The 13,921-nt window shown below is 70.8% G+C and carries 13 protein-coding genes and 1 riboswitch; of the genes, 8 read left to right on the top strand and 5 right to left on the bottom strand.

Annotation, left to right across the window (positions count from 1 at the left end; genetic code table 11):
* The first annotated feature begins 7 nt into the window (after positions 1–7).
* The 5 genes from JK363_RS12690 to JK363_RS12710 all read left to right on the top strand — a co-directional run bounded on the left by JK363_RS12690 (position 8) and on the right by JK363_RS12710 (position 4,723).
* A complete protein-coding gene (locus JK363_RS12690) occupies positions 8–1,066 on the top strand; it encodes a 2-aminoethylphosphonate ABC transporter substrate-binding protein (RefSeq protein ID WP_201874898.1) in 1,059 nt (352 codons plus the stop codon).
* Positions 1,067–1,252: 186 nt separating this feature from the next.
* Complete coding sequence (locus JK363_RS12695; protein WP_201874900.1) at positions 1,253–1,408, top strand: hypothetical protein; 156 nt, start codon at positions 1,253–1,255, stop codon at positions 1,406–1,408.
* Positions 1,409–1,534: 126 nt separating this feature from the next.
* Positions 1,535–2,773 (top strand): phenylacetate--CoA ligase family protein, encoded by a 1,239-nt coding sequence (locus JK363_RS12700; protein WP_201874902.1) that lies wholly within the window; start codon positions 1,535–1,537, stop codon positions 2,771–2,773.
* A 61-nt stretch (positions 2,774–2,834) separates the two neighbouring features.
* Positions 2,835–3,365, top strand: a complete 531-nt coding sequence (locus JK363_RS12705; RefSeq protein ID WP_201874904.1) for a glycine-rich domain-containing protein — start codon at positions 2,835–2,837, stop codon at positions 3,363–3,365.
* A gap of 41 nt (positions 3,366–3,406) precedes the next feature.
* A complete protein-coding gene (locus JK363_RS12710) occupies positions 3,407–4,723 on the top strand; it encodes an MFS transporter (protein ID WP_201874905.1) in 1,317 nt (438 codons plus the stop codon).
* A 28-nt stretch (positions 4,724–4,751) separates the two neighbouring features.
* Here the strand turns inward: JK363_RS12710 and JK363_RS12715 are convergent, their stop codons facing one another.
* The 4 genes from JK363_RS12715 to JK363_RS12730 form a co-directional block, all read right to left on the bottom strand.
* Positions 4,752–5,219: a molybdopterin-dependent oxidoreductase gene (locus tag JK363_RS12715; protein ID WP_201874907.1), complete on the bottom strand. Its 468-nt coding sequence runs from the start codon at positions 5,217–5,219 to the stop codon at positions 4,752–4,754.
* Positions 5,220–5,352: 133 nt separating this feature from the next.
* Positions 5,353–6,891 (bottom strand): Rieske 2Fe-2S domain-containing protein, encoded by a 1,539-nt coding sequence (locus JK363_RS12720; RefSeq protein WP_201874910.1) that lies wholly within the window; start codon positions 6,889–6,891, stop codon positions 5,353–5,355.
* Positions 6,892–7,123: 232 nt separating this feature from the next.
* Positions 7,124–7,906 carry a CbtA family protein gene (locus tag JK363_RS12725; RefSeq protein WP_201874912.1) on the bottom strand — a complete coding sequence of 261 codons (783 nt, stop codon included), beginning with the start codon at positions 7,904–7,906 and terminating at the stop codon, positions 7,124–7,126.
* 49 nt (positions 7,907–7,955) lie between these two features.
* Complete coding sequence (locus JK363_RS12730; RefSeq protein ID WP_201874914.1) at positions 7,956–8,177, bottom strand: CbtB domain-containing protein; 222 nt, start codon at positions 8,175–8,177, stop codon at positions 7,956–7,958.
* Positions 8,178–8,436: 259 nt separating this feature from the next.
* On the opposite strand from JK363_RS12730, the gene JK363_RS12735 reads away from it, so the two are divergent.
* A complete protein-coding gene (locus tag JK363_RS12735; protein WP_307821700.1) occupies positions 8,437–9,006 on the top strand; it encodes a histidine phosphatase family protein in 570 nt (189 codons plus the stop codon).
* A 9-nt stretch (positions 9,007–9,015) separates the two neighbouring features.
* On the opposite strand, the gene metE is transcribed toward JK363_RS12735, so the two are convergent.
* Positions 9,016–11,340, bottom strand: a complete 2,325-nt coding sequence (gene metE, locus JK363_RS12740) for a 5-methyltetrahydropteroyltriglutamate--homocysteine S-methyltransferase (RefSeq protein ID WP_201874918.1) — start codon at positions 11,338–11,340, stop codon at positions 9,016–9,018.
* 160 nt (positions 11,341–11,500) lie between these two features.
* Positions 11,501–11,686, bottom strand: a riboswitch (cobalamin riboswitch).
* A 76-nt stretch (positions 11,687–11,762) separates the two neighbouring features.
* Between metE and JK363_RS12745 the strand changes: the two genes are divergently transcribed.
* On the top strand, positions 11,763–12,323 hold the full coding sequence (locus tag JK363_RS12745) for a GNAT family N-acetyltransferase (protein WP_268981024.1): 561 nt from the start codon (positions 11,763–11,765) through the stop codon (positions 12,321–12,323).
* 104 nt (positions 12,324–12,427) lie between these two features.
* Entirely contained in the window at positions 12,428–13,768 is a 1,341-nt protein-coding gene (locus JK363_RS12750; RefSeq protein WP_372444746.1) for a S1 family peptidase, read from the top strand.
* The last annotated feature ends 153 nt before the right edge of the window (positions 13,769–13,921 follow it).

Below are 13,921 nucleotides of genomic sequence, written 5' to 3' on the forward strand. Positions count from 1 at the left end.
AAACGTCATGTCCCGCGCACTCAAGCCGATCGCCGCCGTCGGCGGGGTCCTTGTCCTCGCCGTGTACCTCACCGCCTGCGGTGGTGCCACCGCCGATCCCCACGCCAAGGTCGTCACCGTCTACAGCGCCGACGGGCTCAAGGGCGAGAGCGGTGACGGCTGGTACGACAAGGTCTTCAAGGACTTCGAGAAGCAGACCGGTATCAAGGTCGAGTACGTGGAGGGCGGCTCCGGCGAGATCGTGCAGCGCGCCGTCCGCGAGAAGGCCAACACCCAGGCCGATGTGCTGGTCACCCTGCCGCCGTTCATCCAGCAGGCCGACGCCAAGGGGCTGCTGGACCGCTACGCGCCGAAGGGGGCGGACACGGTCGCCGCCTCCGACAAGTCCGCCGAGGACACCTGGACCTCCGTCGTCAACAACTACGCCGGGTTCATCTACAACAAGAAGCAGCTGAAGACCGCGCCCACCACCTGGGAGCAGCTCCTCGACGGTTCGTACCGCGGCAAGGTGCAGTACAGCACCCCCGGGGTCGCGGGTGACGGCACGGCGGTGGTCATCAAGGCCATCCATGACTTCGGAGGCAAGGAAGCGGCGCTGGACTATCTGAAGAAGCTCCAGTCCAACAATGTCGGCCCGTCCTCCTCGACGAGCAAGCTGGCGCCGAAGGTCGACAAGGGTGAGATCCACGTCGCCAACGGCGATGTCCAGATGAACTACGCCCAGTCCCGGTCCATGCCGAACCTCGGCATATGGTTCCCGGCCAAGCGGGGCGGCAAGCCCACCACCTTCCCGCTGCCCTACGCCGCCGGGCTGGTCAAGAACGCGCCCCATGAGGGCAACGCCAAGAAGCTGCTGGACTTCATGCTCACCGAGGCCGCTCAGAAGCAGGTCAGTGGGATCGGCGGCGGATTCTCGGCCCGTACGGACATCAAGGCCACGGACGCCAACGCCCGCGCGCTGGCGGAGATCATGAAGGGTGTCCAGATCTTCCACCCGGACTGGAAGGACATCGACGACCACCTCGACGCGTACATCGACGGCTGGAAATCGGCCACCGGCAGCTGATCTCCCCGGATCGAAGCGGTCCATGGCGCTGAGTGGCGCGCCATGGACCGTTTTTCTTTGGCCAACTGGCTTGATTTGACTGTCTGTTGACACTCCATTGACGATTCTTTTACTGTCTGAACGCGGCGGCAGCAACATCAACTTTAGCCGCCCACCGTTCCCCCTTCCCCATTCCGGAGGTGTCAGATGGAGCAGCTGATCAAGAAGATGGCTCAGGACGAGGTCTGGAAGAGCTGGGTCGCCGCCAACTCCGCCCAGGGCGGTGCCAAGGACGGCTGCATCAGCGCGTCCTCGAAGGAGGGCTGCATCAGCGCGGCGGGCAAGACGGGCTGTATCTCCTGACCCGTCGCTCTCCGAGCGCGACCGGGGTGGGGCGGACGGGCTCAAGCGGACCGGCGGCCCCACCCCGGCATGTCCACGCCCCGCCCGTGCGGGGCCTTCGTCTCTTCGAGGACGCCCAAGGTGGCCATGGACGACCAGCCGACACCCGACATCATCGACCAGGTACGGAACATCCCGCTGTACCGCGAGTCGATCGAGCGGGGACACTTTCCCGTACTGGAAAAGACCGAGATAGCCCGCGACTTCCCGCACAACTGGATGACGCCGGAGCTCGCCCGCGCCCTGGAGACCGGCGCGGCGGAGTATGTGCTGTCCACCGGCACCAACCACGCCCGGATGCGGCTCATCCGGCCCCCGTACTTCCTGCTCCACTCCTACTACCGGCTGTGGAGCGAACATCCGGACATCGCCCACACCTGGCACGACGGATGCCAACGGGTCTCGCTGACCACCGTGCTCGCCACCGAACACGTCGCCCGGGTCAATGCCGCCAAACACGGAGGCGAACCGGAGAAGGTCCCCTCGCCGGCGGAACGGCGGCTGGACGACCGCACGCTCTATCTCAACCTCCGGCTGGACCCCGCCCTCTGGGAACGCGCGGAGGTGGAGCGGATGCTCACCGAGATCCGCAGTGTCTGCGCAGCCCACCCCCAGGGCCGCTATCACCTCGACTGCTCCGGCTACCACCTGGCCCATCTGGTGCGCAAGGCGGACCAGTGGGGGATGTGGGACGACTTCCCCCGGCCCGCCAGCATCATCCATGCCTACGAGTACACCCCGCGCGGCGTACGGCGGTATCTGCGCGAGCACTTCGACTGCCCTGTCATCGACCTCTTCGGCAGCACCGAGCTGGGTTATCTCTACTACAGCGACCGCGACGGCCGCTATCACCCCTATCTGGACCGGATGAGCGTCGAACTGCTCCCCGTGGCGCCCGGCAGCGACATCCACCGGCTTGTGGTCACCAGTGTGCGCAATCCTCATATGCCGCTGATCCGCTACAACTCGGGCGACTGCGTCCGCACCCTCGACGGCTCGTCCGACCCCGGAAAGGTCGCCGCCTTCTGCGGCCGTGAGAAGGAACTGCTGGACACCGCGCGCGGGCCGGTGGCACAGGCCGACCTCGACGACCGCATCGACTCCGTCTCATCCCGGATCTTCCTCCACCAACTGGTGCTCACGGGGGAGAAGGAGTGCCGGTTGCGCTACACCACCTTCGACGACCGCCCCCTGGAGGCCGAGGAGACCGCCGTCCTGGAGCACGGTACGGCCCAACTGACCGGACTCCACTGCGTCCTGGAGCACCGGACCCACCTGCCCATCGGCAGGTCCGGCAAGTACGCGTGGCTCGCCACCGAGCGCTGATCCCCGGGTACCGACCCCCGAGCACCGCCCACCCGCCCCCCGACCACACCACGGACGGCCCATGACCCCACAGAGCACCCAGCCCCAGGTATCGGCGAAGGAGCTGACCGGCCTCCTCGGCGAACGACTGCACCACGAGGTGGTGGGCTACGCCACCGGCAGGACCGACGCCGGACCGGAGTACGCCGAGCGCCAGGTCCTCGAATGCCTCCGCTACCTCTATCTCGTCTCCCGCCACCGCGACCGGCTCAGCGGGCTCTTCCTGCCGGTCGAGCAGGAGATCGACGAGATCTGGCACTTTCTGATCCTCCAGACCCGGGAGTACCGCACTCTGTGCGAGGAGCGGCTGCCGGGTCGCTACTTCATCCACCACCGAAGCATCGCCTACGGGGACTACCAGCGGGAGCCGGGCCGGGAGCGGGCGATCGAGGAGGCGCTGCGCTGGATCCCCCTCTACTGTGCGGCGTTCGGGCCCTTCGACGAGGGCGCGCTGCCGCACTGGACCGTGGTGCGCTTCCTCCACACGCGGATGAACATGTCGCTGGAGGAGATCTCGGCGCTCGAACCGCTCGAACCGCTCGCCGCCGGATAACCTGCCGACGGCCGAACGCCGGCCATGTGAAGGGGGAGACCATGAGTGTCACACCGGCCGGGCGGACCGCCCGCGCCTCCGCGGAGCCGGGGGTCATACCCGAGCAGCGACGGGTGCTGACCGTCCTGGTGACGGCCCAGATCCTCAGCGGTGCGGGGATGGCCGCGGGCATCACGGTGGGGGCACTGCTCGCCGAGGACATGCTCGGCACCACCGGACTCGCCGGTCTGCCCGCCGCCCTGTTCACCTCGGGCGCCGCCCTGGGGGCCATGGCCATCGGGCGGCTCTCCCAGCGCTGGGGCCGCCGCCCCGGACTGGCTCTCGGCTATGCCACCGCGGCGACGGGGAGCCTCGGTGTGGTGGTGGCGGGCACCGTGGACAGTGTGCCGCTGCTCTTCCTCTCCCTGGTGCTCTACGGCGCGGGCAGCGCCACCAATCTGCTCGCGCGCTATGCCGGAGCCGATCTGGCGCCACCCGAGCGGCGCGGACGGGCGGTGAGTACGGTTCTGCTGGCCACCACCTTCGGGGCCGTCCTCGGGCCCAACCTCGTGGGCGTCACCGGGGACCTCGCACACTCCTGGGCCATGCCACGGCTCGTCGGTCCCTTCCTGCTGGCCGCCGTGGCGTACACACTGGGCAGCTGTGTGCTGGCGGGGTGGCTGCGCCCCGATCCGCTCCGGTTCGCCCGCGAACTCGCCGAGTGCCGGGCGGCGTCGGAAACCGGCGAGGGGACGGACGCGGGGACCGATGGTCCGGCCACCGGTCCCGCCACCGGGAAGGCCGGTGGGCGCCCCGCGCCCGGTGTGATCACTGGTGCCACGGTGATGGTCGTCGGGCAGCTGGTGATGATCGCCATCATGACGATGACCCCGGTGCATATGAAGGATCACGGCCACAGTACCCAGGCAGCCGGGCTGGTCATCGCGCTCCATGTGGGAGCGATGTTCCTGCCGTCGCCACTGAGCGGTCTGCTCGTGGACCGGGTCGGGAGACTGCGCGTCGCGGCGGCGGGCTCCGCCGTGCTGCTGTCCGCCGGGCTGCTCGCCGCGCTCGCCTCCCCGCACAGCGTGCCCGCCCTGGCCACCGCGCTGGTCCTGTTGGGCCTGGGCTGGAACATGGGGCTGGTGAGCGCCACGGCCATCATCACCGACGCCGTACCGCTGGACAGCAGGGCGGCCGTCCAGGGGCTGGTCGACGTCGGGGTGGCCATCGCCGGTACCACCGGCGGGCTGGCCTCGGGTCTGGTCGTGGCGGGCGGTGGCTACGGCTGGCTGGCGGCGGGTGGTGGCATCTTCGCGCTGACGGTCATTCCGGTCCTGGCCCTGGCCACGCGGCCCCGGCCCCGGCCACAGACCTGACACCGGTCCGCCGGTACCGGGCCCGCTCTCACACCACCGGATAGCCGCCGTCGACCCGGATGGCGGTGATCCCGCTGATATGCCGGGCACCGCACCGGTCCTGGGGCAGCACCAGCTGAGGGCCATGGCGGTCCAGCGGGGTGTCATCGATCCGGGTGGCAAGCAGCACCGGCGCCTGCCCGAAGTCCGGGTCGATCTCACCCCAGGACAGCAGGGCGCGATGACCGTCCGCACCGCTGACGGCGATGAGAAAACGCAACCGGTCCTTGCGCCGGGTCCGGTCGAACCCAGGCCCCGCGCCGAGGAGGACCTCATGCAGCAACGGGCCCTCGAAACGGTGCCGCTGGACACTGCTGGTCGCGCAATCGAAGCTCACCTGCGCTCGATGCTGGGGCCAGTTGAGCAGATCGGCCACCGTCAGTCGGGCCGGGCGGGCGAGATCGCCGGTGAGGACGACCGCGGCCAACGGACCGGCGGGCGCGAGGGACTGGCTCATGGGCATCCACCTCCCGGATGACGGTACCCGCGGCGCCCGTCCGCGCAAACGCATATGCATATCGAATCCCCTGCTCGAACAGCAGATGCGAGCACCTGTCGCGCAAGGTGCTCGCATCTGCGGAGAGTTGGAATCAGCGGACCGGAGTGGCCCTGATGTCATGGCCGTCGGCCGTCAGACAGCGCCCGGTGGACAGGTCATAGCGCCAGCCGTGCAGCGTGCAGGTGAGCACGTCGCCGTCGATCTGCCCGAACCGGCCGAGATCGGCGCTCAGATGGGGGCAGCGGCGCTGGATCCGCCAGCCGCCGGTCTCGATGTCCTGGCCGTCGTCCTGGCTCGCGTCGTAGTAGTTCTCCACGTACTCGATGCGCTCCATGGACAGGCACTTGAAGAACACATACAGGAACTCGTTGTAGGGCCCGATCCGGCTCGCGGTGAACCGCATCGACAGCAGCAGACTGTTGGACCAGTCCACCTCACGCCGCGCGATGTTGGTGGCCACCAGATCGCCCGTGGTGGACAGGGTGTAGCGGCAGCGCTCTCCGTCCCACAGCCGAACCTCCCGCCCCGGGAAGTCGATCACGATCGGCACCTCTCCCACATCCAGCCGAGCCGGGCCGCCCACTCCCGTGCAGATGTGCTCCGCCCGCGCCAGCAGCGGCTCCCACCACTCCTTCAGCTGCGCCAGCAGCTGGTCGCGGGGCAGCTCGGGGGAGCGCGCGGCGCGTTCGGCGGCCAGCACATCCTGCTGTCTGCGGGCGAAGTCCCGCAGATAGTCGCGCTTGTTGCGGAAGATGTGGTCGATCTCCTTGTCGGTGTAGCGGTGGGTGAGCTTGCACGCGGTGTCCTCCGGCTCCGCGACCGTGCCCGGCAGCAGCAGATGTGCCGGCACCTCCGGCCGCGCCCCGGCCAGTTCACGCAGGAACGCCCGCTGGTCGACGAAGATGCTCTCGCCGTCCCGGCCGGTGCCGTTGTGCTCGAACAGCGCCTCGTCGAGGAAACACGGCGGTCCCGCGTTGGGGAACACATGCTTCGCCTGCACCGCGTCGATGTAGCGCAGCGCCCGATCGAACTGGCCCTTCCGCTTGCGTGCGGCGAACTCCTTCTTCGCGGACAGCGGCAGCTGGTACACCATCGGATACCAGATGGCTCCGGAGAACTGCACGAAATACGCGTCCACCTCGCCGAACTCCCGGATGGCCGCGATGTCCAGCGGATGCGCGTCGTTCTGGTTGAGCAGGACGGTCTGCCCGTCGTCGAGCGAGAGCGCGGAGTCGCCGATGGGCCCGTCACCGGGGCCGGTCAGCGCGGTGATCATGATGCGCAGGCCGTCGCGCTCCACCGGGACACCGGTCCGGGTGCGCAGGAACCGGGTGAATCCGAGGTCCCGCAGTTCACGCTCCAGTTCATCGGTGGCGAAGGCCGGAAGCAGCACCGTGAGGTCCTTGCGGACATGCCGCCGCAGATTCTCCGCGTCGAAGTGGTCCCGGTGCAGATGGGAGACGTACAGATAGTCGGCCGACCGCCCGTAGTGCGCCCAGTCCAGGTCGGTGTTGTCCGGGAACGGAAACCATGAGCCGAAGAAGGCGGGGTTGACCCAGGGGTCGCAGAGCACCGAGCCCGCGGCGGTCTCGATGAACAGTCCAGCATGCCCCAGTCCGGTTACGCGCATACCACAGCACCCCAGCCAGCTAGGCAACATCGGATATGTCAACCGTGTCTGGGTTTTCTGGGATCTGCACCCGTAGTTGCGCCCCGCGGGTGGCGGCGGTCCGCCACCCGGGTCACCGCGGTGCGAAGGGAGGCACCAAGGCCCCGTCACCGGGTGCCGGAAACGCGATGGGCCGCCGCCACTTCCGGTGGGATCCGGAAGCGGCGGCGGCCCGAGCGTTCGGCCGCGGGGGTCAGCGGGCGGCGGTGGCGGCGCTGTTCGCGCCGGTCGCCTCCGCCGTCCGGGCAGCCGTACCGGCCGCCGGACGCGGGGTGAGCTGACGCTCGGCGAGATGGCCGAAGATCAGCCCGAAGGAGGCCCACAGGGTGCACTGGACGGTGAGGGCCGCCAGCCGGAACTGCCACAGCAGGGTCGCCGGGAAGTGCTCGGGCACATTGCTGTACGACGGGAGGAAAGCGTAGGCCAGCCCGACGGCCGCCACGAAGGCCACCGAAGCGGCCACGGTGGCGTTCCAGTTGCCCAGCCGCGGTGCGAGCCGCTTGCCGAGGATGACCGCGGCCACTGACAGCAGCACGCCCAGCACCACCATCAGGAAGTACAGCGCGGTCCGCTGGTCGAGGGTGGACGGGTCGCCGACGGCAGGTGGATTGGCCGGATACTTGAAGAAGGGCACCAGGTACACCGCCACCAGCGCGCCGAGCGAGACCAGCGCGGCGGTGGCGCGCGGCCCGAACCGTCCGATGCGGCCGAGGGCCACACAGACGGCGAGGGACGCGATGCCGCCGAAGGCGACACCGTAGATCAGCACACCGGTGGCCAGACCAGCGGTGGACTGCATGGTGCGGCTGACGAGTTCGACGCCGCCGTGCTCATGGCTGTGCGCCTCCTCGAAGGAGATCGCCGAGTCGATGCGCGGCTCGCCCAGCAGATACGCGACGACGAGGGCCAGCGCCCCGGCGGCGAGGCCCGCGAGCATGCCCCGGACGAGCAACGCCCGGACGGATATGGAGTTCATGACGGTTCCGCTTCCCCTGAACTGGGATGTGACGAGGGTGGGGTCGGGGTCAGTGGCAGGGGAAACCGAGCAGGTGACGACCGTCGTGCACCCACTCGTGCACATCCTCGCCGGAGACGAGAGCGGTGGCACCCTGCTCCGCGCCGACGAAGTAGAGCAGGACCAGCATGAGGATGCCGAAGAAGACGGCCCAAGGGGCGATGGCCTTGAGTGAAATCGGGGTGATCTCCGGCACCGGCTGGGCGCTGGGTGCGGGAACGGACTGAGCCATGGTCGAACCTCCTGGGGAACACGCGTCCCGGTCGTGGGTACTCGAACGACGGCGCCGGGTCTGACTCGTCCGGCGGCGGCCCCCGGGTGCGGGGTTCTCCGACGGACACACAGTGGCGCGACCGTGCCGGGCTCTCACCGGACTTCCGTCGCGCCGTCGTTGTCATGAGACGGTAGCGCGTGACAGTCGTTCACCGCTACGGCGCGATACCAGAATGTGCGCCCCTACATGGGCGAATGGTGCAGACGAGGGGGACAAGGTGGTGCGTATCACGCTGGTGACGCCCGCGGTCAACGCCGCGTTGCGGCAGGTGAGGTTCGACGACGCCCCGCCGGACCCGTCGGCCGCCCGCCGCGCCGAGGCCGCCGCGGGCTCCCTGCCGCGCCACGACATCAGCCTGACCGCCCCCTCCGAGCGCTGCCGCTCCACCGCGACCGCGCTGGGTCTGGACGCCGCGGTGGAGAAGGGGCTGCGCGATCTGGACGTGGGCCGCTGGCGGGGCCGCTCGCTGGACGAGGTCGGCCGCCGGGCACCGGAAGAGGTGGCTGCCTGGCTGGCCGATCCGGCGGCGGCCCCGCACGGTGGCGAATCACTGCTGGAGCTGCTGGACAGGGTCGGGGGCTGGCTGGAGGGCCGGGCCGGGCACGAGGAGAGCGTGCTCGCCGTCGCGGACCCCCCGGTGGTCCGGGCGGCGCTGGTACACGCCCTCGGCGTGCCCGCCCCGGCCTTCTGGCGGCTGGACGCCGCCCCGCTGACCGCCACCGAACTCAGCGGCCGCTCCGGGCGCTGGAATCTGCGCTGCGGGCGGCCGCTGACGGCGGCGGAGTGAGCCGGACCCTCAGCCGGTGCGGCCCGGCAGTGTGGCCCGCACCTCCCGGGCGGCGGCCACCAGGTTCTCCAGCGAGGCCCGGACCTCGGGCCAGCCACGGGTCTTCAGCCCGCAGTCCGGGTTGACCCACAGCCGTTCGGGCGGAACGGCCATGAGCCCCCTGCGCAGCAGGGCGGCCGCCTCATCGGCCCCCGGCACCCGCGGTGAGTGGATGTCGTAGACGCCGGGGCCGACCTCGCGCGGATATCCGGCCCCGGCCAGCTCCCCGGCCACCCGCATATGCGAGCGCGCCGCCTCCAGGCTGATCACATCGGCGTCGAGGTCGTCGATGGCCTGGAGGATGTCACCGAACTCGGCGTAGCACATATGGGTGTGGATCTGGGTGTCCGGGCGCACCCCGGAGGTGGTGAGACGGAACGCCTCGGTGGCCCAGGCCAGGTAGCCGGGGCGGTCGGCGGCCCGCGGCGGCAGAGTCTCCCGCAGGGCGGGCTCGTCGACCTGGATGACCGAGGTGCCGGCCGCCTCCAGATCGGCCACCTCGTCGCGCAGGGCGAGCGCCACCTGCCGGGCGGTCTCCGCGAGCGGCTGGTCGTCGCGGACGAAGGACCACGCCAGCATGGTGACCGGGCCGGTGAGCACCCCCTTGACCGGCCGGTCGGTGAGCGACTGGGCGTACGCGGTCCAGCGGACCGTCATCGGCTCGGGGCGGGAGATGTCCCCGGCCAGGATCGGCGGGCGGACATAGCGGGTGCCGTACGACTGGACCCAGCCGGACCGCGTGGCCAGATAGCCGGAGAGCCGCTCCGCGAAGTACTGCACCATGTCGTTGCGCTCGGGTTCACCGTGCACCAGGACGTCGATCCCCGCCGTCTCCTGGAAGGCGACCACCTCCCGGATCTCGGCCCCGACCCGCTCCTCGTACCCGGCGGTGTCCAGCCGTCCGGCCCGCAGCTCCGCACGGGCGGTGCGCAGTTCGGCCGTCTGCGGGAAGGAGCCGACGGTCGTGGTCGGCAGCAGGGGCAGCCGCAGCCGGGCGCGCTGGGCGGCGGCCCGATCGGCGTACGGCAGGGAGCGGCGCGCGTCGGTGGCGGTGACGGCGGCGGTACGGGACCGTACGGCGGGGTCGCGCGTCAGCGCGGACCCGGCGCGGGAGGCCAGATCGGCGCGGTTGGCGGCGAGCTGTGCGGCGATGGTGTGCGTACCGTCGGCCAGCCCGCGGGCGAGGGTGGCGATCTCGGCGGTCTTCTGCCGGGCGAACGCCAGCCAGCGCGCGATCTGCGGATCCAGCTCGCGCTCGGCCCCGGCGTCCAGCGGGACGTGCAGCAGCGAGCAGGACGCGGACACATCCACCCGGTCGGCGAGGCCCAGCAGGGTGCCCAGGGTGGACAGCGAGGCGGCCAGATCGTTGATCCACACATTGCGGCCGTCCACCACCCCCGCGACCAGCCGCTTGCCGGGCAGCCCGCCCACCGCGGCGAGATCCTCGACCTGGGCGGCGGCCGGTCCGGTGAAGTCCAGCGCCAGCCCCTCGACCGGGGCCTTGGCGAGCACCGGCAGCGCCTCGCCGAGCCGGCCGAAGTACGAGGCGACCAGCAGCCGGGGCCGGTCGGTCAGGGCGCCCAGCTCACGGTAGGCGCGGGCGGCGGCGTTCAGGTCGGCCGGGGTGCGGTCCTGGACCAGCGCGGGTTCGTCCAGCTGGACCCAGGTGGCACCGGCCGCCCGCAGATCGGCCAGCACCTCCGCGTACACCGGGAGCAGCCGGTCCAGCAGGGTGAGCGGGGCGAACGAGCCGTCCACCCCGGGGGCGGGCTTGGCGAGCAGCAGATAGGTGACCGGGCCGACCAGGACCGGGCGGGCGGTGTGGCCGAGTGCCAGGGCCTCCGCCAACTCGGCCACCTGACGGGCGGAGTCGGTGCGGAAGACGGTGTCCGGCCCCAGCTCCGGCACCAGATAGTGGTAGTTGGTGTCGAACCACTTCGTCATCTCCAGCGGGGCCACCTCGCGGGTGCCGCGGGCCATGGCGAAGTAGCCGTCCAGCGGATCGGCTTCGACGACGGCGCGGTGGCGCTCAGGGACGGCGCCCACCATCACACTGGTGTCCAGGACGTGGTCGTACAGCGAGAAGTCACCGGTGGGCACCTCGCGCACCCCGTCATCGGCGAGCCGGCGCCAGTTGGCGCGGCGCAGCCCGGCGGCGGTGCGGTGCAGCTCCTCGGCGGTGACCCGCCCCTTCCAGTACCCCTCGACCGCCTTCTTCAACTCCCGGTTCGCCCCTTGGCGGGGATAGCCGTACACGGTCGCCGTGGCGGTCGTGGCCGCGGACTCGGTTGTCACGGAACTCTCCTTCGCGAGCACTCGTCATGGGGTCCCGGGACCGGGCCGAGGGTGCGAAGGGATGGCGAGGACGGCGTGACACCGAAGGTGCCCGCCCGCGCCGCCGACCCGCCCTCGAGGTCACCGAGACATCCGCGCACGGCCGTCCGCGCACGGGCAGTGGCAGGTCTTCGGACTCACGGGCGCGCCTGTCGATCCTTCAGGCACCTACTGGCCGTCGCTTCCCAGACCCGGCCGGGCCCAGTGCGTATGACGGCGGTCGTTCCCGCTCACCGCTGCGGGGCAGTCCCGGATTCCCACCGGGTTCCCTCTTACGACGCGCCTGCCTGGCGGACAGGGCGAACCAGCTGCGCGGCCCAGCCTAGGCGCTCGGCGCGGCCGGGGGAAACGGCCCCGCCGGCACGGGAGTTCGCTCCAGCGGAATGATCTCTACAAGTCATCGCGACCGATGTGGGAAGAGGGAGCTGAACCGCATGTCCCAGGTACGCCGGGCCCATGTCTCCGATCACCGCGCGATCGTGGAGCGCGTCCAGACGTGGTGGGGTGACTCGCGCACCCCCGAACAGGCCCGTGAGCTGTCCCTGTTGCTGCCCAAGCTGTTCCTCCAGTTCTTCTCCGGCACCAGCCTGGTCCGGGAGAACGCGGACGGATCCGTCGCCGCCTTCCTGGTCGGCTTCTACTCCGCCGACAACGACGAGGAGGCGTACATCCACTTCGTGGGCGTGGACCCGGCGTTGCGCGGCCGGGGCGTGGCCCGCGAGCTGTACACCGAGTTCTTCCGGCGCGCCGCCGAGGCGGGCCGCCGTGAGGTCCGCGCCATCACCTCCCCGCAGAACACCGGCTCCATCGCCTTCCACCGTGCCATGGGCTTCGCCCTGGAGCCGGGCGACCGCGAGCTCGACGGCCTGCCCATGCACGGCGACTACGACGGTCCGGGGCAGCACCGGGTCTGCTTCCATCGGCCGATTCCGCGCACGAAGTGAGCATCCCGCGCTCGCGGTGAGCGCCACGCCGGTCCGGCCCGTATAGGGGGAGGGTCCTCGCCGTCCGGGGCCCGGGGCCGGATCGACGTGAAGGAGGCAGGGTGGTGAAGCACACGCGGCGACGCGTGCGCCGTGGCGTACGGTTCGCGGCCGTCGGGGCGTTGGTGGCGGGTGGACTGATGGTCTCGCAGTCCGTGTCGAACGGATCCGTCCAGGGGGCGGTGGGAGGCGATGCGCCCAGGGTCCTGGGAGACCGGGACGCGGGCCTCGGCGGGCGCCTGGAGACCACGCTCGGCGCCTCCCGTACCGCCGGGAGCTGGGTCGGTCCCGACGGCCGCATGGTCGTCGCGGTGACCGACGAGGAGGCCGCCGCCGAGGTCACCCGGGCCGGGGCGCGGCCCAAACAGGTGCGCTACAGCATGAAGGAGCTGGACTCCGCGGCACGGACGCTGCGCGCCGCACCCCGGGTGGCCGGAACCGCGTGGATGGTGGACCCCACCTCCAACAAGGTGGTGGTGCTCGGCGACAGCACCGTCTCCGCCGACCGCTGGTCCCGGATGAAGGGCGTCGCCTCCGAGGTGGGCGGGGAGGTACGGATGGAGCGCACCACCGGTGCCTTCACCACCAGAACCACCGGCGCCGCGCCCATCTTCGCCAGCGGAAGCCGCTGTTCGGCCGGGTTCAACGTCACCGACGGACAGAACGGCTACATCCTGACGGCCGGACACTGCGGCCCCAACGGCACCAGTTGGTTCACCGACACCTCGGGGAAGACCGGTATCGGCACCACGGTCCAGAGCAGCTTCCCCGGCAATGACTTCTCTCTGATCCGCTACGACAACCGCGCCCTGGACCAGAGCGGAGTGGTGGACGTGGGCGGCGGCCGGACGGTGCGTATCACCGGTGTCGCCGACCCCGTGGTGGGCCAGGAGGTGTTCCGCAGCGGCAGCACCACCGGACTCCGCTCCGGCAAGGTGACCGGGCTGAACGCCACCGTCAACTACCCCGAGGGCACCGTCAGCGGACTCATCCGCACCACCGTGTGCGCCGAACCCGGAGACAGCGGCGGGCCGTTGCTCGCCCAGGGCGTGGCGCTCGGGGTCACCTCCGGCGGCAGCGGCGACTGCGACAAGGGCGGAGTGACGTTCTTCCAACCCGTCACCAAGGCGCTCACCGCACTCGGGGTGACCATCCCGGGCACCAAGACCGGCGGTGCCAAGGCGGGCGGTGCGCCGGTCGGCCCCGCGGCGGGCAGTGCGGCGGCCCCCGGCGGCACCGGGGCCGAGGACCGCTCCCTGTCCGTCGACGGTGTGGTGAACCGCCTCCGTGACCTCGGCCCCGGTGCGCTGATCATCGGCGCCGGACTGCTGGGCCTGTTGTCCACCCTGACCATCCCCGGCCGGCGGCGCCGCTACCGCGACCACTACTCCACCGGCTGGGGGTGATCCCACGGACCGGGGCGACGGCGCGCTCGGGGCATCCCGCGAACGATCCGCTCGGCGAGCGCGCCGTCGCCCCTCCCTCCTCCCGCTTGCGTACGGTCGGGGCGTGCGTACCGCCGGACGAACCGGGCGTGCGTACCGCCGAACGGCGGCGAC

The organism is Streptomyces coffeae (assembly GCF_016741875.1).
Lineage (GTDB): Bacteria > Actinomycetota > Actinomycetes > Streptomycetales > Streptomycetaceae > Streptomyces > Streptomyces coffeae.

Coding starts and splice junctions, on each gene's coding strand:
- JK363_RS12715 (WP_201874907.1), bottom strand. CDS start 5,219: ATGAGCCAGTCCCTCGCGCCCGCCGGTCCGTTGGCCGCGGTCGTCCTC.
- JK363_RS12745 (WP_268981024.1), top strand. CDS start 11,763: ATGATCTCTACAAGTCATCGCGACCGATGTGGGAAGAGGGAGCTGAAC.
- JK363_RS12695 (WP_201874900.1), top strand. CDS start 1,253: ATGGAGCAGCTGATCAAGAAGATGGCTCAGGACGAGGTCTGGAAGAGC.
- JK363_RS12705 (WP_201874904.1), top strand. CDS start 2,835: ATGACCCCACAGAGCACCCAGCCCCAGGTATCGGCGAAGGAGCTGACC.
- JK363_RS12730 (WP_201874914.1), bottom strand. CDS start 8,177: ATGGCTCAGTCCGTTCCCGCACCCAGCGCCCAGCCGGTGCCGGAGATC.
- JK363_RS12690 (WP_201874898.1), top strand. CDS start 8: ATGTCCCGCGCACTCAAGCCGATCGCCGCCGTCGGCGGGGTCCTTGTC.
- JK363_RS12700 (WP_201874902.1), top strand. CDS start 1,535: ATGGACGACCAGCCGACACCCGACATCATCGACCAGGTACGGAACATC.
- JK363_RS12710 (WP_201874905.1), top strand. CDS start 3,407: ATGAGTGTCACACCGGCCGGGCGGACCGCCCGCGCCTCCGCGGAGCCG.
- JK363_RS12725 (WP_201874912.1), bottom strand. CDS start 7,906: ATGAACTCCATATCCGTCCGGGCGTTGCTCGTCCGGGGCATGCTCGCG.
- JK363_RS12720 (WP_201874910.1), bottom strand. CDS start 6,891: ATGCGCGTAACCGGACTGGGGCATGCTGGACTGTTCATCGAGACCGCC.